Genomic DNA, 23,432 nt, shown 5'->3' with positions numbered 1-23,432 from the left:
ATCAGCACGGTATGTGCGAAAATCGAAGCAAGTCAAGGTTCGGTCGCAGCAAGTAGGTGCCATGGCAGGTGTCGCTCCCGATTCACCGGGGGCCGTGCTCCAGCTCATCCGGGCCGGTGTGGCGGCGTCGCGGTCGGACGTGGCCAAGAGCATCGGGGTGTCCGCGTCGACCGCCGGGCTGCGCGTCCAGTCGCTGATCGACCACGGCTACCTGCACGAGGTGGGGGCCGGGCAGTCGCAGGGCGGTCGGCGCCCGCGGCGGCTCGCGCTGCGCCCGGACTTCGGCGTGGTGGCCGCGATCGACCTCGGCAGCCGGCACTGCTCGGTGGCGTTGTTCGACATGGGCGGCACGCTGCTGCGCACGCGGTCCCGGCCGTTGCGGATCGCGGACGGCCCGGAGTCGGTGCTGCGGCGGGTTCATGCGGACATCACGCGCGAGTCGGGCCCGACGGACCGGCTGCGGGGCATCACGGTCGGGGTGCCGGGGCCGGTGGACGCGCGGACCGGCCGGGTGGTGTCACCGTCGCGGATGCCGGGTTGGCACAACGCGGACGTGCGGGCCGAGATGGCGCGGATGACCCCGCTTCCCGTGCTCGTGGACAACGACGCCAACCTGATGGCGATCGGCGAGCACACCGTCGACCCGGTCGAGCACTTGGTGTTCGTGAAGGCGGGCACCGGCATCGGGTGCGGCGTGATCGCCTCCGGCCGGCCCCATCGCGGCTCGGTCGGCGCGGCCGGCGACATCAGCCACCTTCCCGTGGTGGGCAAGGAACACGTCCAGTGCTCCTGTGGCCGCAACGGTTGTCTGGACGCGGTGGCGAGCGGCGCGGCCTTGATCCGCGACCTCACCGCCGCCGGTGTGCCGGTCGAGGACCCCGCCGACGTGGTGGCGCTGGCCGGTGACGGGGACCCCACGGTGACCCGCGTGCTGCGCGAGGCGGGCCGGGCGACGGGCGAGGTCCTCGCGACGGTGGTGAACTTCTTCAACCCCGACGCCCTGGTGATCGGCGGCCGGCTCAGCGGCGCGGAGGCGTTCGTGGCCAGCGTGCGCGCCACGGTGTACGAACGGTGCCTGGCGATGGCCACCGAACACCTCCAGGTCCGCGTCACCAGGGCGAAGCACCTGGCGGGCGTGACCGGCGGGGCACACCTCATGCTCGAACACCTGCTCGCTCCCGAACGGGTGAACGAAGCGGTGGAGAAAGGCCTGTGATCCTTCGACCGGTCAAGACGGGACGGAGACCACCCCGAGATCGTCACGCCCCCGCGAAGCGCAATAATCCGGGCATGACTGCTTCGTCATTCAACGCGCACGAACTGATCGCGAAAAGCAATATCGGTGTTCTCGCGACACTCAAGCGGAACGGCTTCCCGCATCTGTCCCCCGTGTATCACTTCTACGACCGGGACGCCGGTGTCATCTTGGTGTCGACGAACGAAGGCTACGCCAAGACCACGAACCTGCGCCGGGACCCGCGCGCGGCGCTGGAGGTCACCAGCGCCGACGGGTGGTCGTGGGCGACCGCCGAGGGCACCGTCACCCTGACCGGCCCGGGGACCGACCCCAACGGGCCCGAGGTCGAGGCGTTAGTCGACTACTACCGCTTCGGCGCGGGCGAGCACCCGGACTGGGACGAGTACCGGGCGGTCATGGTGGCCGAGCGGCGCGTCCTCATCTCGCTCAAGGTCGAGCGCGTCTACGGCGAGAAGCTCAACTGAGCCGGTCGGCGCGGCGACGACCGCGCCGGCCGCGGGGAAGGACCGTGCACGTGGTCCTTTCCCGCGGCCTCGCCCCACCGACATCAAGGGGCACGGCTCAGCCGAGCAGGGCCTTGCCGTCCTCGGCCCGGATGTGGCCGATGAGCGCGCGCAGACCCACCTCGGCGCGGGCGATCTCCTCGTCGGTGATGTGGATGGACGGTTCGAAGCGCAGGGTGCTGGTGGCGCTGGCGGTCGGGAAGACCCGCATGTTGTGCTCGCGCAGCAGGTAGCCCGAGAACATGTACCCGATCAGGCCGCCCCGGGCCTGCTCGGCGAGGATGTCGGACTCCGAGTCGGACAGGTCGTGGAACTCCAGACCGGTCATCAAACCCTTGCCGCGCACGTCCTTGACGACGTCGCCGAACTCCTCGCGCAGCGAGTTCAGCATGGCGAGCAGCTTGTCGCCCCGCTCGGCCGCCTTCCGGTACGCCGCGCCGTCGTCGGCCTCCAGCATGTCCACGGCGCGCGCGGCGATGAGGGTGGAGAAGCTGTCCTTGGCGTAGGTGGAGGTGTGCAGCAGCTCGAAGTCGGTGCGGTAGATCGACGACCGGATCAGCGTGACCGCCGCCTTGGCGATGCCGCCGCCCAGGCTCTTGGCCAGGGTGATGTAGTCGCCGCGCAGCCCCAGGTGCGACGCGGCGAAGAACGCGCCCGAGCGGCCCATGCCGCTCTGCACCTCGTCCACGATGACGCGGATGCCGGCGGCGTCGAGGACTTCGCGCACGCGGGCGAGGGCGTCGGCGTCCAGGATCCGGATGCCCGCCTCGCCCTGGATGGGCTCCAGGACGAACGCGCTGATCACCGGCAGCGGGCGCTCGACCACCCGGATGACGTCGCCGTCCACGGCGAGGTCGAGCAGGGTCCGGCTCTCCGCGGCGATCGCGTCGGCGACGGCGTCGGGCTCCAGCGGCAGGAACCGGCACTGCGCGGCCATCGCGCTGAACGGCGTGCGGTAGCTGACGTTGTGGGTGAGCTGGATGCTGCCCGCGAGCTTGCCGTGGAAGGAACCGTTGGGGGCGAGGTAGACCGGCGGCGTGGCGGCGCGCTCGGTGTTGGCCGCGCGCAGGGCGGCGACGACCTCGTCGAGGGTCGAGCCCGGCAGGGGTGACGCGTCCACCGTGGCGCCGGCCGCCGCCGCTGCGATGGCGGCCTCGATGTGGGCCTCCACCTCGGCGAGCGCCTCGCCGATCTTGAGCACGCGGTCCATCTCGGCGTGCTTGATGGCGACCTCGTTGGCCTCGGCGCCGCTGTTGGCGAAGATCACCTGGTAGTGCTCGTCGGTGCCCAGCTCGCGGCGCACGATGGTGTTCAGCGTCCAGGCGAGGTCGTTCGCGTAGGGGTGCCGGGAGAACTGGGCGTGGATCGGGGTGCCGGCGTCCAGGAGCGATTTCGCGTACTCGACGAGCTCCGGGTTGTTGTGCCCGTGGATGGTCGACCCGTAGCCGCCGACGAGGTCGAGCACCTCGACCTCGGCGCCGTCGGCGTCGCGGTAGAACAGGGAGTCCTTCTTCGACCTGGTGTACTCGACCCCGAGCCCGTTGGCGGCCAGCCAGGCGAACATGTACGGCTCGGCCAGTTCGGGCTTGTCGACCACTGGGTTCATCTTCTTCCCCATTCCACGTCGGGTGCTGGCGGGGCCGACCGTAGCCAACGCCGGGTGAATCACCGTCTACCTCCGGTCTAGCCCCGGTAATGGCGCGCGGCGGGCGGCGATTCGGTGATCCTTCCCGGATTTTTACCGCGCTCAAATCGGAAGAAATCCGGTAACCGGGTGGTCGATCGCGCGGTTTTACCGGTCGGAGACCGCCGGTGGATCAACTGCCGGGGCGTTGTGCCTAGGGTCGAAGTGGTTTCGGTCTGGGAAAACCCATCACGGTTTCCGGCGGCAAGCGAAGGGCAGACACCTCATGTCGAGCAGTCAGCATTTCCACGGCACCCAGCACGAGGACGCGATCGCGGTCATCGGGATGTCCTGCCTGCTGCCCGGCGCGCCGGACGTGGCCGCGTTCTGGGACCTGCTGCGGTCCGGGCGCGAGGCGCTGACCGACATGCCCGCGCACCGCTGGGAACCGATCTCCGCCGACCCGGGCGATCCGGTGCGCCGAGGCGGTTTCCTGGACTCGATAGCCGACTTCGACGCCGCCTTCTTCGGCATCTCGCCGCGCGAGGCGCGGGTGATGGACCCGCAGCAGCGCCTGCTGCTGGAGCTGGCCTGGTCCGCGCTGGAGGACGCCGGGATCGTCGCCGCCGACCTGGAGGGCAGCCCGACCTCGGTCTTCGTCGGCACCGCGCGCGAGGACTACGCGGGCCTGGTCTACCGGCAGGGCTCGGCCGCGATCACCCAGCACACCAACGCGGGCGTGCACCGCGGCGTCATCGCCAACCGCGTCTCCTACGCCCTGGGCCTGCGCGGCGCCAGCCTCACCGTCGACACCAGCCAGTCGTCGTCGCTGGTCGCGGTGCACCTGGCGTGCGAGTCGCTGCGCTCGGGCGACTCCGCGCTGGCGCTGGCCGCGGGCGTGAACCTCAACATCCTCGCCGAGACCGTGCTGGGCGCCGAGCGGTTCGGCGGGCTGTCCCCCGACGGCCGCTGCCACACCTTCGACGCCCGCGCCAACGGCTACGCGCGCGGCGAGGGCGCCGCCGTGGTCGTGCTCAAGCCGCTGCGGGCCGCCCTCGCCGACGGTGACCGGGTGCACGGCGTGCTGCTGGGCAGCGCGGTCAACAACGACGGCGCGACCTCCGGGCTCACGGTGCCCAGCGCGTTCGCGCAGGAGCAGGTGGTGCGGACGGCGCACCGCCGGGCGGGCGTGTCGCCGGACGACGTGCAGTACGTCGAGCTGCACGGGACCGGCACCCCGGTGGGCGACCCGATCGAGGCCGCGGCGCTGGGCGCGTCGATCGGCACGCTCAAGCGGTCCGGCGACCCCCTGGTCGTCGGCTCGGTGAAGACCAACATCGGCCACCTGGAGGCCGCCGCCGGCATCACCGGCCTGGTGAAGACCGTGCTGGCGGTCGCCCACCGCGAACTGCCCGCGAGCCTCAACTTCGAGACGCCGAACCCGGCCATCCCGTTCGACGAGCTGAACCTCTCCGTGGTCACCAGCCGCTCGCCGTGGCCGCACCCGGACCGCCGGCTCGTCGCGGGCGTCAGCTCCTTCGGCATGGGCGGCACCAACTGCCACGTCGTCGTCGCGGAAGCGCCGACCGCGCAGCCCGCGCCGACCGCGCGGCGCGCCGAGCCCACCGGCGCCCGACAGCCCGACGTCACGGCACCGCTGCCGGTGGTCGTCACCGGCCGGAGCCCGGAAGCGCTGCGCGCGCAGGCCGAGCGGCTCTCGGACGCGGTCGAGGCGGGTGACGCCGACATCGCGTCCGTGGGCTGGTCCGCGCTGACCACGCGCACCCGGTTCCCCCACCGCGCCGCCGTCGTCGCCGCGGACCGCGCCGAACTGGTCGCCGGCCTGCGCGCGCTGGCCGCGGGCGCCCCGGCCGCCGGGCTCGTCACCGGCGTCGCGTCGGCGGGCGCGACCGCGGCCGTGTTCACCGGCCAGGGCGCGCAGCGGGTCGGCATGGGCATGGCGCTGCACGCCGAGTTCCCGGTCTACGCGCGGTCTTTCGACCAGGTCGTGGCGCTGCTCGACCCGCTCCTGGACCGGCCCTTGCGCGAGGTGGTCGAGAGCGGGGAAGACCTCGACCAGACCGGGTACACCCAGCCCGCGCTGTTCGCGGTCGAGGTGGCGTTGTTCCGGCTGTTCGAGTCGTGGGGCCTGCGACCGGACTTCGTGCTGGGCCACTCCATCGGCGAGGTCGCCGCCGCGCACGTCGCGGGCGTGCTGTCCCTGCCCGACGCCGTCGCGCTCGTCGCCGCACGGGGACGCCTGATGCAGGCGCTGCCCGAGGGCGGCGCCATGGTGGCCGTCGGCGCGACGGAGGCACAGGTCGCCGAGTACTTGTCCGACACCGTGGCCATCGCCGCCGTCAACGGCCCCGAAGCGGTGGTGCTCTCCGGTGACGAGGACGCCGTGCTCGACGCCGCCGCGCGGCTGAAGGAGGCCGGGCACAAGACCAAGCGGCTCGCGGTGAGCCACGCGTTCCACTCCCACCGCATGGAGCCCATGCTCGACGACTTCCGCGCCGTCGTGTCCGGTCTGGAGTTCCACCCGCCGCGGATCAGGGTGGTCTCCACGGTGACCGGACAGGTCGCCGCCCCCGAACTCCTGGCGTCCCCGGAGTACTGGGTGGAGCAGGTCCGCGCGACCGTCCGCTTCGCCGACGCCGCGCGTGCCGTGGAGGCGGCGGGGGTGCGCACGGTCGTCGAGTTCGGCCCGGACGGCGTGTGCTCGGCCATGGTCGCCGAAAGCGTCGTCGACCGGTCCGCGGTGCGCGCGGAATCGGTGCTGCGCAAGGACAAGCCGGAGCCCCGCACCGCGATGACGGCGGTGGCCCGGCTGGTCGTGTCCGGCGTCGAGCTGGAGTGGAGCCAGGTGTTCGCGGGCACCGGCGCGCGCCGCGTCGACCTGCCGACCTACGCCTTCCAGCGCGAGCGCTTCTGGGTCACCGAAGGCCCGGCCGAGCCCGCACCCGCGCCGCGCGCCACCCCCGCACCCGCGCCGCGCCCGGTCACCACCGGCCGACCCGCCCGCGCCGCCGACCTGGTGAACGCGCACGTCGCCGCCGTCCTCGGCCTGGCACCCGGCAAGGCGGTCGAGGTCGACCTGCCGTTCCGCGAGCTGGGCTTCACCTCGCTGATGACCGTGGAACTCGGTGACGCCCTCGCCGCGGCCACCGGGCTGGACCTGCCGTCGAGCACCCTCTACGACCACCCCACGCCGGCCGCGCTGGCCGCGCACCTCGACGCCCGGCTCGGCGGCGGTGCCGACGACGTCGACGAGGTCGCCGCGGTGGCGGACGACGAGCCCATCGCCATCATCGGGATGGCGTGCCGCTACCCCGGCGGGGTCGCCTCGCCGGAGGACCTGTGGGCGCTGGTCGCGGGCAACGGCGACGCCATCTCCGGGTTCCCCGCCGACCGCGGCTGGCCCGAGGACCTGTTCGACCCCGATCCCGGCGCGTCCGGCCGCAGTTCGGTGCGCGAGGGCGGTTTCCTGCACGACGCGGGCCGCTTCGACGCCGGCTTCTTCGGGATCTCCCCGCGCGAGGCGCAGGCGATGGACCCGCAGCAGCGGCTGCTGCTGGAGACCACGTGGGAGGCGCTGGAACGGGCCGGTCTCGTCCCCCGCGACCTGCGCGGCTCCCGCACCGGTGTCTTCATCGGCGCCACGACGTTCGACTACGGACCGCGGATGCACGACGCGCCGGCGAACGTCGAGGGGCACCTGCTCACCGGCGGCACGGCCAGCGTCATGTCCGGCCGCATCGCCTACCAGCTGGGCCTGCTCGGCCCCGCCCTCACCGTCGACACCGCGTGCTCGTCGTCCCTGGTGGCGCTGCACCTGGCCGTCCAGTCGCTGCGCCGGGGCGAGACGTCGCTGGCGATCGCGGGCGGCGTGGCGGTGATGTCGACGCCGGGCATGTTCCTGGAGTTCTCCCGCCAGCAGGGCCTCGCCCCCGACGCCCGCTGCAAGTCCTTCGCCGCCGCCGCCGACGGCACCGCGTGGGCCGAGGGCGTGGGCCTGCTCGTGGTCGAGCGGCTGTCCGACGCCCGCCGCAACGGGCACCCGGTGCTGGCCGTGGTGCGGGGCTCGGCGGTCAACTCCGACGGCGCGTCCAACGGCCTGACCGCGCCGAGCGGCCTGGCGCAGCGGCGGGTGATCCGCCAGGCCCTCGCCGACGCCGGGCTCACCGGCGCCGACGTCGACGTGGTCGAGGCGCACGGCACCGGCACCAGCCTGGGCGACCCGATCGAGGCGACGGCGCTGCTGTCCACCTACGGCGCCGACCGGGGCGACCGGGAGCCGGTGCTGCTCGGGTCGCTCAAGTCCAACATCGGCCACGCCCAGGCCGCGGCCGGGGTCGGTGGCGTGATCAAGCTGGTGCAGGCGATGCGCCACGGGGTCGTCCCGGCCACCCTGCACGTGGACGAGCCGACGCCGCACGTGGACTGGGCCTCGGGCGCGGTCTCGCTGGTCACCGAGAACCGCGCGTGGCCGGAGACCGGGCGGCCGCGCCGCGCGGCCGTGTCGTCGTTCGGGATCAGCGGCACCAACGCCCACGCCGTCATCGAGGTGGAGCCGCAGCCGGAGCGGTCCGGCGGCGGTGACCCGGCGCGGGCGCCGTGGGTGCTGTCCGCGCCGACCGGCGACGGCCTGCGCGCCCAGGCCGCGCGGCTGCGCGAGTTCGTGCTCGCCCGCGCGGACGCGCACCCGGCCGACATCGGCCTCGCCCTGGCGACCACCCGCACCCCGTTCGCCCACCGCGCGGTGGTGCTCGGCTCGACCGCGCAGGACCGGCTCGACGGGCTGGCCGCGCTCGCGGCCGGCGACGCCTCCCCGACCGTGGTGCGCGGGACGGCGTCGACCGGCAAGACCCTGCTGATGTTCACCGGGCAGGGCGCGCAGCGGGTCGGCATGGGCATGGCGCTGCACGCCGAGTTCCCGGTGTTCGCCGAGGCGTTCGACGAGATCGCCGCGCACCTCGACCCGCACCTGGACCGACCGCTGCGCGAGGTCGTCGAGAGCGGGCAGGACCTCGACCAGACCCGGTACACCCAGCCCGCGCTGTTCGCCGTCGAGGTGGCGCTGCACCGCCTGGCCGCGCACCACGGCGTGACGCCGGACCTGGTGGCCGGGCACTCGATCGGCGAACTGGCCGCCGCGCACGTGGCCGGGGTGCTCTCCGCCGAGGACGCCGCGACGCTGGTCGCCGCCCGCGGCAGGCTGATGCAGGCCGCGCGGTCGGACGGCGCGATGGTCGCGATCGAGGCCGAGCCCGACGCCGTCGCCGCCTCGATCGCCGAGCACGCCGGGCTGGTCGACATCGCCGCCGTGAACGGCCCGCGGGCGGTGGTGATCGCGGGTGACGCGGAGGTCGCGCACCGCGTGGCACAGCAGTGGAAGGACAAGGGCCACCGGGTGCGGGCGCTGCGCGTCAGCCACGCGTTCCACTCGCCGCACATGGACGACATCCTCGACGAGTTCCGCGCGGTCGCCGCAGGGCTGACCTTCCACGCGCCGGTCATCCCGGTCGTCTCCACCGTCACCGGCGCGGTCGTGGCCCCGGAGCGGATCACCACCGCCGACTACTGGGTCGACCAGATCCGCTCGGCGGTCCGGTTCCACGACGCCGTGGTGACCGCGACCGGCCTGGGCGCGACGGTGCTCGTGGAGATCGGCCCGGACGCGGTCCTGACCGCACAGGCGCGGGGGACCGTGGAGGCGGCCGGCGCGACCGCGACCGCCGTGCCGCTGGCCCGCGCGGACCGGCCGGAGGTCGACACCTTCGTGGCCGGCTTGGCGGCCGCGCACGCGGCCGGCGCCGAGGTCGACCTCAGGCCGTTCTTCCCGGACGCCGTCCCCGCCGACCTGCCGACGTACGCCTTCCAGCGCGAGCACTTCTGGCTGACCGCAAGCTCCCGTCCCGACGCGCGCGGCCTCGGCGTCGAACCGGCCGGGCACCCGCTGCTGGGCGGCGTGGTCGACGTGGCCGACGACGGGAGCGCGGTGCTGACCGGCGTGCTGTCGACCAGGACGCACCCGTGGCTGGCCGACCACGTCATCGAAGGCGTGGCGCTCCTGCCCGCCACCGCGTTCCTGGAACTGGCGTTCGCCGCCGGCGAGCACACGGGCGCCGAGCGGGTGGCGGAGCTGACGCTCCAGGCCCCGCTGCCGCTGCCCGCCGGGGAGTCGGTGCGGGTGCAGGTCAGGGTGGCCGCCGCGGACGACTCCGGCGCGCGCCGGTTCACCGTCCACTCCAGGCCGGCCGCCGACGACCCGGCCGCCGCGTGGACCGAGCACGCCGCGGGCCTGCTGGGCCCCGCCGGGGAACGCCCCGCCGCGGCGGTGACCCCGTGGCCGCCGGCGGGCGCGGTGGCCGAGCCGGTCGACGACGCCTACCCGGCGCTGGCCGGGCTCGGCTACGACTACGGCCCGGTGTTCCAGGGGCTGCGGTCGGTGTGGCGGGCGGGTTCGGACGTCCTGGCCGAGATCGCGCTGCCGGACGCCGACCACGACGACCGGTTCGGACTGCACCCCGCGCTGTTCGACGCGGCCCTGCACCCGCTGCTGCCCGACGCGGCACGCGACCGCGACGAGATCCGGCTGCCGTTCGCCTGGGAGGGCGTCACCCTGCACACCAGGGGAGCGACGGCCGCGCGGGTGCGAGTGTCGCCGACCGGGCGGGACGCGGTCCGGCTGGAGCTGACCGACACCACCGGCGCGCCGGTGCTCACCGTCGAGTCGCTGACCCTGCGCGGCGTCCCCCGCGCCGTGATCGGCAAGGCGGGCCAGGGCAGCTCGCTGTTCGCCGTCACCTGGCCCCCGATCGCGACCCCCGGCACCGGGGCGCTGACCCGGGCCGACCTGGCCGCCACCCTGGCCGACACCGAACGCGCCGACGTCGTGGTGGCCACGCTGACCGGCGGCGGCGACTCACCCGCCGACGCGCACGAGGCCACCGCTTCGGCCCTCGCGCTGGTGCGGGAGTGGCTGACCGACCAGCGGTTCGCCGACGCCACCCTGGTCCTGGTCACCAGCGGCGCGGTCGCCGCCCTGCCCGGCGACCGGGTCGACGACCTGGCGCACGCGCCCGTGTGGGGCCTGGTCCGGGTGGCGCAGGCCGAGCACCCCGGTCGCCTGGTGCTGGTCGACACGGACGGCTCGGACGACACCCTGGTCCTCGCGGCCGCCGCGAGCGGGGAACCGCAGGTCGCCATCCGCTCGGGCCGGCTGCACGCCGCCCGCCTGGCCCGGTCCGCGCCCGAGCCGACCGGTCGGGCGATCGACCCCGACGGCACCGTCGTGATCACCGGCGGCACCGGCGGCCTGGGCGCCGTGGTGGCCCGGCACCTGGTCGCCGCGCACGGCGTGCGGCACCTGCTGCTGGTCAGCCGGCGCGGGGCGGACAGCCCCGGCTGCGCCGCGCTGGTCGACGACCTGACGGCGGCGGGCGCGCAGGTCCTGGTCGCCGCGGCCGACGTCGCCGACCGGGACGCGCTCGCCGCCGCCCTGGCGCTGGTCCCCGCCGAGCACCCGTTGACCGCGGCCGTGCACACCGCGGGCGTCCTGGCCGACGCGACCATCACGGCGCTGACCGCCGACCAGGTCGCCACCGTGCTGCGGCCCAAGGTCGACGGCGCGTGGCACCTGCACGCCCTGACCGCCGACGACGACCTCGCCGCGTTCGTGCTGTTCTCGTCGGTCTCCGGCATCCTGGGCACGGCCGGGCAGGCCAACTACGCCGCGGCGAACACCTACCTCGACGCGCTGGCCGCCCACCGCGCCGCCCAAGGACTGGCCGCGACCTCGCTGGCGTGGGGCCTGTGGGGCGCGGAAGCCGAGGGCATGGGCGCGACCCTGTCCGAGGCGGACGTGCGGCGCTGGTCCCGCGCCGGCGTGACCCCGCTGACCCCGGCGCAGGGCCTGGCGATGTTCGACGAGGCGCTCGGCTCGGGCCACCCGCTGCTCGTGCCCGCCGCGCTGGACCTGGCGGCCGGCGGCGAGCGCCCGAGGCTGTGGCACGGCCTGGTCCGGCCCCGGCGGGCCGAACGCCGGGCGGTCCCGGACGGCTGGGCCGCGCGGATCAGCGCGCTGCCCGAGGCCGAGCGCGAGCCCGCCGTGCTGGAGCTGGTGCGCAACACGGCGGCACTCGCGCTGGGCCACACCTCCGGCGCGGCCGTGGAGCCCGCCCGGGCGTTCAAGGACCAGGGCTTCGACTCGCTGACCTCGGTCGAGCTGCGCAACCAGCTCGGCGCCACGACGGGGCTGACACTGCCGTCCACGGTGGTGTTCGACCACCCGAGCCCGCGGGCGCTGGCCGCGTACCTGCTGGGCAGGCTGGGTGGCGAGGCCGCCGCCGGCGCCGCGGTCAAGGCCACCGTCGCCGACGACGAGCCGATCGCGATCATCGGCATGGCCTGCCGCTACCCGGGCGGTGTCCGCTCGCCGGAGGACCTGTGGCGGCTGGTCGCCGAAGGCGGCGACGCCATCAGCGGGTTCCCGACCAACCGGGGCTGGGACCTCGACGGGCTCTACGACCCCGACCCGGAGGCCATCGGCACCTCCTACATCAGGGAGGGCGGCTTCCTGCACGACGCCGACCTGTTCGACCGGGACTTCTTCGGCATCTCCCCGCGCGAGGCCACCGCGACCGACCCGCAGCAGCGGCTGCTGCTGGAGACGGCGTGGCACACCTTCGAGAGCGCCGCGATCGACCCGGCCACCCTGCGCGGCAGCAACACCGGCGTGTTCGTCGGGGCGATGTACGACGACTACGCCGCGCACCTGAAGTCCGTGCCGCCGGAGTTCGAGGGGTTCCTGCTGGTGGGCAACACCTCCAGCGTGATCTCCGGGCGCCTGGCCTACACCTACGGGCTGGAGGGGCCCGCGGTCACCGTCGACACGGCGTGCTCGTCCTCGCTGGTGGCCCTGCACCTGGCCGGGCAGGCCCTGCGGTCGGGCGAGTCGGACCTGGTGCTGGCGGGCGGGGTGACCGTGATGGCCGGCCCCGGCTCGTTCATCGAGTTCAGCAGGCAGCGCGGGCTGTCGCCGTCCGGCCGCTGCAAGTCGTTCTCCGCCGACGCCGACGGCACGGTGTGGAGCGAGGGCGTCGGCCTGCTGCTGCTGGAACGGCTGTCCGACGCCCGGCGCAACGGGCACCGGGTGCTGGCGGTGCTGCGCGGCTCCGCGATCAACCAGGACGGCGCGTCCAACGGGCTCACCGCGCCCAACGGGCCGTCGCAGGAGCGCGTGATCCGGCAGGCGCTGGCGAACGCGGGCCTGAGCCCGGCCGACGTGGACGTCGTCGAGGCGCACGGCACCGGCACCCCGTTGGGCGACCCGATCGAGGCGCAGGCGCTGCTGGCCACCTACGGCGCCGCGCACGACGCCGATCGGCCGCTGTGGCTGGGCTCGCTGAAGTCCAACATCGGCCACTCCCAGGCGGCGGCCGGGGTCGGCGGCGTCATCAAGATGGTCGAGGCGATCCGGCACCGGACGCTGCCCCGCACCCTGCACGCGGAGACGCCGTCGCCGCACGTGGACTGGTCGTCCGGCGGGCTGGCGCTGCTGACCGGGGAACAACCGTGGGACCGGGGGAGCGAGCCCCGGCGGGCCGCGGTGTCGTCGTTCGGCATCAGCGGCACCAACGCGCACGTGATCATCGAGGAGGCGCCCGAGGCCCCGGCCGAGACCGACACCCCCGTCACCGCTGAGCTTCCGGTGGTGCCGTGGCTGCTCTCCGGCAGCTCGGTCGCGGGCCTGCGCGCCCACGCGGCCCGGATCGGCGAGCTGCTGGCCGAGGGCGATGTGGACCGGCTCGACGTCGCCCTGTCCCTGGCCACCACGAGGTCCGCGCTCGCGCACCGCGGCGTGGTCGTGGCCGCCGACCGCGACGAGCTGCTGCGCGGCCTGTCCGAGCTGGCCGCCGACGGCCCCGAAGCCGTGCGCGGCGTGCGCACCGAGGGCCTGACCGCGTTCATGTTCACCGGTGGCGGCGCGCAGCGCGTGGGCATGGCCAAGCAGCTGTGCGAAGCGTTCCCGGTGTTCCGGGACGCCTTCCACGAGGTGGCCGACGAACTGGACAAGGGCCTGCCGCGACCGCTGCGGGAGGTCATCGACACCGGCGAGGACCTGGACCGGATCGACAACCTGCTGGCCGGGCTGTTCGCGGTGGGGGTCGCGCTGTTCCGCCAGCTCGCCGCGTGGGGCGTGCACCCGGACTTCCTCATCGGCCACTCGACCGGCGAGCTGATCGCCGCGCACGTCGCCGGGGTGCTGTCCCTGCCGGACGCGGCCACGCTGGTCACCGCGCGCGGCCAGCTGATGAACGGGCTGCCCGACGGCGGCGCGATGATCGCGATCGAGGCGACCGAGCAGGAGGTCCTGGAGACGCTGCCGGCGTCCGGCCGGGTGGTCATCGGCACCATCAACGGCCCGCGGTCGGTCGTCGTCTCCGGCGACACCGACGCGGCGGAGGCCGTCGCCGCGCTCTGGAAGGAACGCGGGCGCCGGACCAGGCGCCTGGCCGTCAGCGTCGCGTCGCACTCGCCTCGGATGGAGCCGATGCTGGAGGAGTTCCGGGCGGTCGCGGAAGGGCTGACCTTCCACCGGCCGAAGATCAGGGTGGTGTCGACGGTGACCGGCGAGGTCGAGTCCGGCGACCGGTGGACCACCCCGGACTACTGGGTGGACCACGTGCGCCTGCCCGTCCGGTTCGTCGACGGCGTCCGCGAGCTGGAGGCGCAGGGCGTCGCCACGATGCTGGAGCTGGGCCCGGACGGGGTGCTGTCGGCGATGGCCGCGGCCTGCGTGGAGCGCGCGGTGCCGATCCCGGCCATGCGCAACGGCCAGGACGAGCCGCGCACCCTGGTCGGTGCGCTGGGCCTGCTGCACACCAGGGGCGTGCCGGTGGACTGGGCGGCGTTCTTCGCCGGCACCGGGGCGGAGGTCGTCGACCTGCCCCCGTACCCGTTCCAGCGCGAGCGGTACTGGCTGGAGTCGCCGGGCGTGCCGGTGGCGTTCGGCCCGAAGCCGGGTGACCACCCGGTGCTGGGCGGGACGGTGCGGTTGGCCGACACCGACGAGGCGTTGTTCACCGGCCTGGCGTCGCAGGCCGCGCACCCGTGGCTGGCCGAGCACACCGTGTCCGACACCGTGGTGCTGCCCGCGTCGGCGCTGGCCGAGGCGGCCGCCTGGGCCGGCCGCGAGGTCGGCTGCCCGGTCGTGGCCGAGCTGGCGGTGGCGGCCGAGCCGGCCGTGCCGGAGTCGGGTGCCACGTCCGTGCAGGCCCGCGTCGGCGAGGCGGACGAGAGCGGTCGGCGTGCGGTGTCCGTGCACGCCGAGGTCGCCGAGGGCGAGTGGGTCCGGGTGGCCACCGGCGTGCTGACCGCCGAGACCACGACCCCGGCACGACGTGGCGACGGGACCGCGGTCGACCTGCGGCTCGGCGACGGGCACACCCGGGACGCGGCCGGGTTCGGCCTGCACCCGACCCTGCTGCGCGAGGCCCTGGCGCTCGCGGGCGTCACCCGCGGCCACCTGGCCGAGGGGTGGCGCGGGCTGCGGCTGCACGCCACCGGCGTCTCGGCGGTGCGGGCGCTGGTCACGCCGACCGGCGAGAACACCGCGTCGGTGCTGCTGACCGACGCGGACGGCGGCCTGGTCGCCACCGTGGACTCGGTCACCTGGCGCGACCGGACCCCGGCCGACGTGGTCGGCGGCCCCGGCCCCACCCGGTCGCTGCACCGGCTGGAGTGGACGGCGCTGCCGCTGACCCCGGGCACGCCGCCGGCCCGCTGGGCCGCGATCGGCGGCACGCGGACCGACCTGCCGGTGTTCGACGACGTCACCGCCGTCACCGAGGCCGCCGAGGTGCTGCTGCTGAACGCCGACGTCGAGCCCGGCGACGACGCCGCGGCGCGAACCCGCACGGCCACCTCGGGCGTGCTGGCGTCACTGCGCGCGTGGCTGGCCGACCAGCGGTTGGCCGAGACCCGGCTGGTGGTGCTCACCAGGGGCGCCGTGGTCGCCGCCGAGACCGACGTGTGCGACCCGGCCGCCGCCGCGCTGTGGGGTCTGGTCCGCTCGGCGCAACTGGAGAACCCGGGCCGGATCGTCCTGGTCGACACCGACACCGTCGACCTGGCGCTGCTCGCCGCGCTGCTCGACACCGACGAGCCCGCCGCCGCCGTGCGCGGCGGAGAGGTCTTGGCGCCCCGGCTCGGCCGGGTCGGCGACTCCGTCCCGGACGCCGGGCCGGGCGGCTGGCCCACCTCGGGCACGGTCCTGATCACCGGGGGCACCGGGGCGTTGGGCGCGGAGGTCGCCCGCCACCTCGTGACCGCGCACGGCGTGCGGCGCCTGCTGCTGGTGAACCGGTCCGGTGCGGACGCCGAGCGCGCCGAGCCGCTGCGGCGGGAGCTGGCCGAGCACGGCGCGTCGGTGGAGATCGCCGCGTGCGACGTCGCGGACCGCGACGCGGTGGCCGCGCTGCTGGCCGGCGTCCCGGCCGAGCACCCGCTGACCGCCGTGGTGCACGCGGCCGGCGTGCTCGACGGCAACCCGGTGACCGAGCTGGAGCCCGCGCAGCTGGAGCGCGTGCTGCGGGCCAAGGTCGACGGCGCGTGGCACCTGCACGAGCTGACCGAGGGCGTGGCGCTGTCGGCGTTCGTCCTGTTCTCCGCGCTGCCGGGCGTCACCGGTGGTCCGGGGCAGGCCAACTACGCCGCGGCCAACGCGTTCCTGGACGGACTGGCCCGGCACCGGGCGTCCCGCGGCCTGCCCGCGACCGCGCTGGGCTGGGGCCTGTGGGAGGTCGACGGCGGCATCGGCGCCGGCGCGACCGACGCCGCCCTGGCCCGGTTGCGCCGCGACGGGTTCGCCCAGGTCGGCGTGGCCCACGGCCTGGCCGTGCTCGACGCCGCGCTCGGCCTGCCCGACGCCGCGCTGACCGCGACCCCGCTCGACCTGGACGCCGCGCGCGCCGGCGGCGAGGTCAACCCGCTGCTGCGCGGTCTGGTCCCGCCCGCCACGCGGCCCACCGAAGACGACGGCCTGCCCCTGGCGCAACGGCTCGCCGAGCTGCCCGCCGACCAGCACGAGGCGACCGTCCTGCGGCTGGTCGCGGGCCAGGTGGCGGCGGTGCTCGGTCTCCGCGACGCGGACGCCGTCGACCCCGAGCGGCCCTTCCAGGAGCTGGGCTTCGACTCGCTGACCGCGGTCGAGCTGCGCAACCGGCTCGGCGCGGCGGTGGGCGTGAAACTGGCCGCCACGCTGGTGTTCGACTACCCGACCCCGGCCGCCCTGACCGCGTTCCTGCTCCGGGAGATCGCCCCGGAGAGCGCCGCGCCGACCGCGTCACCGGTGCTGGCGGAGCTGGACAAGCTGGAGGACGTCCTGTCCGGCATCGGGGAGGACGACCGGAGCCGGGACACGATCACCGTCCGCCTCCAGACGATCCTCTCCCGCTGGATGGAGACCTGGCACGGCTCCGGGATCACCGCCGGCACGCCGGACGCGGCCATCGAGGAGGCGTCCACCGCGGAGCTGCTGGCGTTCATCGACAACCAACTCGGCCGAGCCGACAGCTGAGCCGTCCCGACGAGAGCCTGGGGGAAACCATGGCGGATGAGAAGACGCTCGCCGACTACCTGAAATGGGTCACGGCGGACCTGCAGAAGGCCCGACAGCGCATCACCGAGCTGGAGTCCGGGCGGCAGGAGCCCGTGGCGGTCGTGGGCATGGCCTGCCGCTACCCCGGCGGGGTCGCCTCGGCCGACGACCTGTGGCAGCTCGTGCTCGACGGCCGGGACGCGATCTCGGAGTTCCCCACCGACCGGGGCTGGGACCTGGACCGGCTGTTCGACGAGGACCCGGAGACGCCCGGCACGACCTACGCCCGCGCGGGCGGGTTCCTCGACGGCGCCACCGAGTTCGACGCGGAGTTCTTCGGGATCTCGCCGCGCGAGGCGGTGTCGATGGACCCGCAGCAGCGGGTGGTGCTGGAGGCCGCGTGGGAGACCTTCGAGGCGGCGGGCATCGACCCGACCCGGCTCAAGGGCGAGAACGTCGGCGTGTTCGTCGGCGCGGGCGAGCAGACCTACCTGGGTCTGCGCGGGCCGGCCGAGCTGGAGGGCTACCTGCTCACCGGCAAGCTCACCAGCGTGGTGTCCGGCCGGGTCGCGTACTCGTTCGGGTTCGAGGGGCCGGCGGTCACCATCGACACCGCGTGCTCGTCGTCGCTGGTCGCGCTGCACATCGCGGCGCAGTCCGTGCGCTCCGGCGAGTCGACGCTGGCGCTGGCGGGCGGCGTGACGATCAACGCGACCCCCGGCGGGTTCGTGGACTTCTCCCGCCAGCGCGGCCTCGCCGCCGACGGCCGGTGCAAGTCCTTCGCCGCGGCGGCCGACGGCACCATCTGGTCCGAGGGCGTCGGCCTGGTCCTGCTGGAGCGGCTGTCCGACGCCCGGCGCAACGGGCACCGGGTGCTGGCGGTGCTGCGCGGCTCCGCGGTCAACCAGGACGGCGCGTCCAACGGGCTCGCCGCGCCCAACGGGCCGTCGCAGGAGCGGGTCATCCGCCGGGCGCTGGCCGAGGCGCGGCTGAACCCGGCCGACGTCGACGCGGTGGAGGCGCACGGCACCGGCACCCGGCTGGGCGACCCGATCGAGGCGCAGGCGCTGCTGGCCACCTACGGCGCCGCGCATGACGCGAGCCGGCCGCTGTGGCTGGGCTCGCTGAAGTCCAACATCGGCCACGCGGTGGCGGCGTCGGGCGTCGGCGGCGTCATCAAGATGGTGCAGGCGATCCGCCACGGGGTGCTGCCCCGGACGTTGCACGTGGACCGGCCCACCCCGCTGGTCGACTGGGACCGCGGCGGCGTCGAGCTGCTCACCGAGCAGCGGCCGTGGCCGGAGACGGGCCGGCCGCGCCGGGCGGGGGTGTCGTCGTTCGGCGTCAGCGGCACCAACGCGCACGTGATCCTGGAGCAGGCGCCGGACGGTGGCGTGGCGACCCCGCCGGAGACGCCGCTGCCGGTGGTGCCGTGGCCGCTGTCGGCGAAGACACCGGGCGCCACCCGGGCGCAGGCGCGGCGGCTGCTGACGTTCGTCGAGCGCAACCCGGGGCTGTCGGCCGAGCGGATCGCGCAGTCGCTGGCCACGACCCGGGCCGAGCTGGACCACCGCGCGGTCGTGGTGGGCGCCGACCGCGAAGGCCTGCTCGCCGGGCTGAGCGCGCTCGCCGCGGACTCCGGCGACGGCCGGGTGGTGGCGGCCGGCCGGGGTGGGCTCGGGTTCCTGTTCACCGGCCAGGGGGCGCAGCGCGCCGGCATGGGATTGGGGCTGCGCGCGGCGTTCCCGGTGTTCGCCGAGGCGTTCGACGCGGTGTGCGCGGCCGTCGACCCGCACCTGGACCGGCCGTTGCGGCAGGTGATCGCCGAGGGCGACCGGCTCGCCGAGACCGGCTACGCCCAGCCGGCGCTGTTCGCGTTCGAGGTGGCGGCCGCGCGGTTGGCGCTGTCGTGGGGTGTGCGGCCGGACGTGCTGGTCGGCCACTCCGTCGGCGAACTCGCCGCCGCGCACGTGGCCGGTGTGCTGTCGCTGGCCGACGCCGCCGCCGTGGTCGCGGCGCGGGGCACCTTGATGCAGCGGCTGCCCGCAGGCGGGGCGATGGTCGCGCTGCGCGCCACCCCGGACGAGGTCCTGCCGCTGCTGGCGGGCCACGAGAACCGCGTCGACATCGCCGCGGTCAACGGGCCGTCGGCCGTGGTGGTCTCCGGCGACGAGGACGTGGTCACCGCCATCGCCGCCACCGTGGCGTCCTGGGGCCGCTCGACCAAGCGGCTCACCGTCAGCCACGCCTTCCACTCGCCCCGGGTGGAGCCGATGCTGGCCGAGTTCGGCGAGGTCGTGCGCGCGGCCACGTTCACCCCGCCGACCATCCCGATCGTCTCCACGGTCACCGGCGAGGTCGCCGACCCGGCCGCGCTGTGCACCCCCGAGTACTGGATCGACCAGGTCCGCCGGCCGGTGCGCTTCCTCGACGCGGTCCGCCGCCTGCCCGACCAGGGCGTCACGGCGACGCTGGAGGTCGGTCCGGGCGCCGTGCTGACCGCGCTGGTCGGCGACGGCCTCGACGGCCGGGCCGCGGTCACGGCGGTCGCGGGCACCCGGACCGGGGACGACGAGCCCGTGGAGTTCGTCGACGCGGTGGGCAGGCTGTGGTCGGCGGGGGTCGCGGTCGACTGGGCCGCCTACCTGGCGCCCTCCGGCGCGGTGGCGGGTCCGCTGCCCGGCTACGCCTTCCAGCGCAAGCGCTTCTGGCTGGAGCCCGCCGCGATGCAGGGCGACCAGCCGGCCGGGCCGGCGTCGGACCACCCGCTGCTCCACGCCCCGGTCGAGGTCGCCGGTCGGGACGAGGTGCTGTTCTCCGGCGTGCTGTCGGCGTCCACCGCGCCGTGGCTGGGCGAGCACCGCCTGTTCGGCCGCCGGGTCGTCCCGTCCTCGGTGCTGCTGGAGATGGCCGTGCGGGCGGGCGACGAGGTCGGCTGCCCCCACGTCGACGAGCTGGTGGTGGGGGAGCAGGTGGTGCTGCCGGAACGGGGCAGGCTGCGCGTGCAGCTCACCGTGGCGGCGCCGGACGACGCGGGCCGGCGGCGCATCAGCGTGCACACCGGCGCGGACGGCGACCGTCCAGTGTGGACAGAGGTTGCCGCCGGGGTGCTCAGCCCCCGCTTGACCACCGCGGCCGACCTGGCCGAGTGGCCGCCGTCCGGCGCCGAGCCGCTGGACGTCGACCTGCTGCTCAAGCACCGCGCCGACGCCGGGTTCGCGCTCGGCCCGACCTTCTCCGGCCTGACGGCCGCGTGGCGGCGCGACGGCGAGCTGTTCGCGGACGTGCGGCTGCCCGCCGACACCAACGCGGACGGGTTCGGCGTGCACCCCGCGTTGCTCGACGCCGCGCTGCACCCCGCCGCGCTGCACACCGGGCACCCCGGCGTCGTCGTGGAGTGGCGTGGCGTGGCCGTGCACGCGGTGGGCGCCACCGCCGCCCGGGTGCGGATCACCCCGGCCGGGGACGGCGCGGTGTCGGTGCTGCTGGCCGACGCGTCGGGCGCACCGCTCGCCCACGCCTCGGGCGTGGTCACCCGGCCCGCGAGCGAGGACGAGGTCGGCGCCGCGCTGGCCCGTCCCGGCGACGCGCTGTTCCGCGTGGCGTGGACCCCGGTCATCCCGGCGGAGCTGCCCGGCCCGGCCGGACTGGCCGTGGTGGAGACCGACGGCAACAGCCTGCCGTGGCCGCTGCGGTTCGCCGGGATCGGCGAGGCGCTGTCCGCCGCCGGGTCGTTCACCGGCCTGGTCGTGCCGATGGTGTCGGCCGCGCGGGACGACGCGGCGGGCACGGTCGCGGACCGGGCGCAGGCCGCCGTCGTGCGGGCGTTGGAACTCGTCCGCGCCTGGAACGACGACGAGCGCTCCGCGAACGTCCCGCTGGTCCTGCTGACCCGGCGCGCGATCGACGCCGACGACACCCCGGTCGACCTGGCCGCGGCCGGCGTCTGGGGCCTGCTGCGCTCCGCCCAGACCGAGATGCCCGGCCGGTTCCGGCTGATCGACATCGACGACGACCCGGCGTCGCTGTCCGCGCTGCCCGCGGCGATCGCCACGGGTGAGGCGCAGCTGGCCGTGCGCGCGGGCTCGGTGGCCGCGCCGAGGCTCGCCCGGCTCGCACCGGGGCGCGCGGCGTCGCCGTGGCGACCGGGCGGCACGGTCCTGATCACCGGCGGCACCGGCGCGCTGGGCGCGTTGTTCGCCCGGCACCTCGTCCGCGCCCACGGCGTGACCGACCTGCTGCTGCTCAGCCGCAGCGGCCCGGACGCGCCGGGCGCGGGCGAGCTGGCCGACGAACTGGCCGCGCTCGGCGCGCGGGTCACGATCACCTCGTGCGACGCCGCCGACCGGGACGCGCTGGCCTCGGTGCTGGCCGCCGTGCCCGCCGCGCACCCGCTCATCGGTGTCGTGCACATGGCCGGTGTGCTGGACGACGGCATGATCGACTCGCTGGACGCCGACCACGTCGCCAGGGTGTTGCGGCCCAAGGTGCACGCCGCGTGGAACCTGCACGAGCTGACCAAGGACGCGGACCTGTCGGCGTTCGTGCTGTTCTCCTCGGTCGCCGGCGTCATCGGCGGTTCCGGCCAGGGCGCCTACGCCGCGGCGAACACGTTCCTCGACGCGTTGGCCGCGCACCGGGCGGGCGCCGGGCTCGCGGCGACCTCGCTGGTGTGGGGCCTGTGGTCGGGGGTGGGCGGCATGGGCGGCACCCTCGGCGACGCCGACCTCAAGCGCATCGCCCGCACCGGGCTGGTGCCGATCACCCCCGACGAGGGCCTCGGCCTGTTCGACGCCGCACTGCGGTCGGGCCGGCCCGCGCCGGTGGTGACGCCGCTGGACCTGCGTGCGCCGGTCGTCCAACCCGCTTCGCTGCCGCTGCTGTTCACCGCCCTGGCCAGGATCAGGTCGAGGCGGGCCACCGGTGGAGCCGGCGAGGTCGAGCCGCTGGGCCGGCGGCTGGCCGGGCAGTCCGAACAGCGGCAGCGGGAGATCGTGGGCGAACTGGTCCGCGCCGAGGTCGCGTCGGTCCTGGGCCACGCCGACGCCTCCGCGATCGGCGCCGACCAGCCCTTCGCCGACCTCGGCTTCGACTCGCTGATCTCGGTGGAACTGCGCAACCGCCTGGCCGCCCACCTCGGCACGCGACTGCCCGCCTCGCTGGTGTTCGAGCACCCGACACCCGCCGCGCTCGCCGAGTTCCTGCGCACCACCGCGGGCGCGGCGACCGGCGGCGACGCCGTCGCGGGCGTGGACTTCACCGCCGAGGTGGCGCTCGACGACGACGTCGTCGCCGCCGACACCGTGGTCACCGCCGCCACCGATCCCGGCGAGGTCCTGCTGACCGGCGCCACCGGGTTCCTCGGGGCGTTCCTGCTGCGCGACATCGTCCGCCGCACCGACGCGGTCGTGCACTGCCTGGTGCGCGGCGCCGACCAGGCCGACGCGGAGCGCAGGCTGCGGGAGAACCTGGAGTGGTACGAGGTCGCGGAGGAGATCGACCCCGCCCGGGTCGTCGTCCACGTCGGCGACCTCACCGCCCACCGGCTGGGCCTGGGCGAGGAGGTGTTCGACGACCTGGCCCGCCGGGTCGACGCCGTCTTCCACGCCGGGGCCACGGTGAGCTGGGTGCGCCCGTACACCGACCTGAAGCGCTCGAACGTGACCGGCACCGTCGAGGTGCTGCGGCTGGCCGCCCGCCACCGCACGGTCCCGGTGCACTACGTGTCGACCACCGGGGTGTTCGCCGCCTCGGCGGACGACGAGCCGGTGGGCGTCACCGCCACCACCGGTCCCGCGCACCTGCTGCGCAACGGTTACCTGCAGAGCAAGTGGGTGGCGGAGGGCGTGCTCGGGATCGCCCGCGCCCGCGGCATCCCGGTGTCGGTCTACCGGGTCGACGTGGTGTGCGGCGACCGCGACAGCGGCGCGTGCCAGACCAAGGACTTCGTGTGGCTCAGCCTCAAGGGCCTGCTCCAGGCGGGCGCGGTCCCGGACCGGCTGACCGGCCGGGTGCACCTGGTCGCGGTCGACTACGTCAGCGGGGCCATCACCGCGCTGGCCGGCCGCGAGTCCACGGTGAACGGCACGTTCCACCTGTTCAACGAGCAGTCCCAGTCGTTCGGCGACCTCGTCGACCACCTGCGGGCGTTCGGGTACGACCTGCCCGAATCCGACTGGGACGCCTGGCGCGCGCGGATCGCCGCCGACCGCGACAACGCGGTCACCCCGCTGTTCGACTCGTTCGAGGAACTCAACTCCCCGGGCGCGCGGCCGACCTACCCGCCCATGGACGTGTCGGACACGGAGAAGGCGCTGGCGGGCAGCGGGATCACGTGCCCGCCGATCGACCGGGCGCTGTTCGGCAGGTACGTGGACTTCTTCGTCCGCAAGGGCTACTTCCCCGCTCCGGGGAAGTGACCGCTGATCCGGCCGGAAAGCG

At 75.2% G+C, this 23,432-nt stretch carries 4 protein-coding genes and 1 pseudogene; 4 read left to right on the top strand and 1 reads right to left on the bottom strand.

The genetic code is table 11. The features are described 5' to 3' along the window. The first annotated feature begins 61 nt into the window (after positions 1–61). Together RIN75_RS12590 and RIN75_RS12585 are read left to right on the top strand one after the other, a co-directional pair. Complete coding sequence (locus RIN75_RS12590; RefSeq protein WP_309112045.1) at positions 62–1,216, top strand: ROK family protein; 1,155 nt, start codon at positions 62–64, stop codon at positions 1,214–1,216. A 74-nt stretch (positions 1,217–1,290) separates the two neighbouring features. After that, the gene (locus tag RIN75_RS12585) at positions 1,291–1,722 is read left to right on the top strand and encodes a PPOX class F420-dependent oxidoreductase (RefSeq protein ID WP_309112044.1); all 432 of its coding nucleotides are present in this window, start codon (positions 1,291–1,293) and stop codon (positions 1,720–1,722) included. 97 nt (positions 1,723–1,819) lie between these two features. Here RIN75_RS12585 and RIN75_RS12580 read toward each other — a convergent pair whose 3' ends face one another. Then, positions 1,820–3,367, bottom strand: coding sequence for an aminotransferase class III-fold pyridoxal phosphate-dependent enzyme (locus RIN75_RS12580; RefSeq protein ID WP_309112043.1), 1,548 nt, complete (start codon positions 3,365–3,367; stop codon positions 1,820–1,822). A gap of 304 nt (positions 3,368–3,671) precedes the next feature. Between RIN75_RS12580 and RIN75_RS12575 the strand changes: the two genes are divergently transcribed. Continuing rightward, a complete protein-coding gene (locus tag RIN75_RS12575) occupies positions 3,672–16,970 on the top strand; it encodes an SDR family NAD(P)-dependent oxidoreductase (protein WP_309112042.1) in 13,299 nt (4,432 codons plus the stop codon). 29 nt (positions 16,971–16,999) lie between these two features. Then, positions 17,000–23,410: pseudogene (locus RIN75_RS12570) on the top strand (polyketide synthase); the annotation flags it as partial. Between the last annotated feature and the right edge of the window lie 22 nt (positions 23,411–23,432).

The sequence above is a fragment of the Saccharothrix sp. genome, from assembly GCF_031180885.1.
Classification (GTDB): Bacteria; Actinomycetota; Actinomycetes; order Mycobacteriales; family Pseudonocardiaceae; genus Actinosynnema.
Note: the sequence above shows the minus strand (reverse complement) of the source record. Positions and strands in the feature narration are given on the sequence as shown.

Bases quoted from the DNA above. Each gene is read 5' to 3' on its own strand.
- RIN75_RS12590 (WP_309112045.1), top strand. From the start codon at position 62: ATGGCAGGTGTCGCTCCCGATTCACCGGGGGCCGTGCTCCAGCTCATC.
- RIN75_RS12585 (WP_309112044.1), top strand. From the start codon at position 1,291: ATGACTGCTTCGTCATTCAACGCGCACGAACTGATCGCGAAAAGCAAT.
- RIN75_RS12580 (WP_309112043.1), bottom strand. From the start codon at position 3,367: ATGAACCCAGTGGTCGACAAGCCCGAACTGGCCGAGCCGTACATGTTC.
- RIN75_RS12575 (WP_309112042.1), top strand. From the start codon at position 3,672: ATGTCGAGCAGTCAGCATTTCCACGGCACCCAGCACGAGGACGCGATC.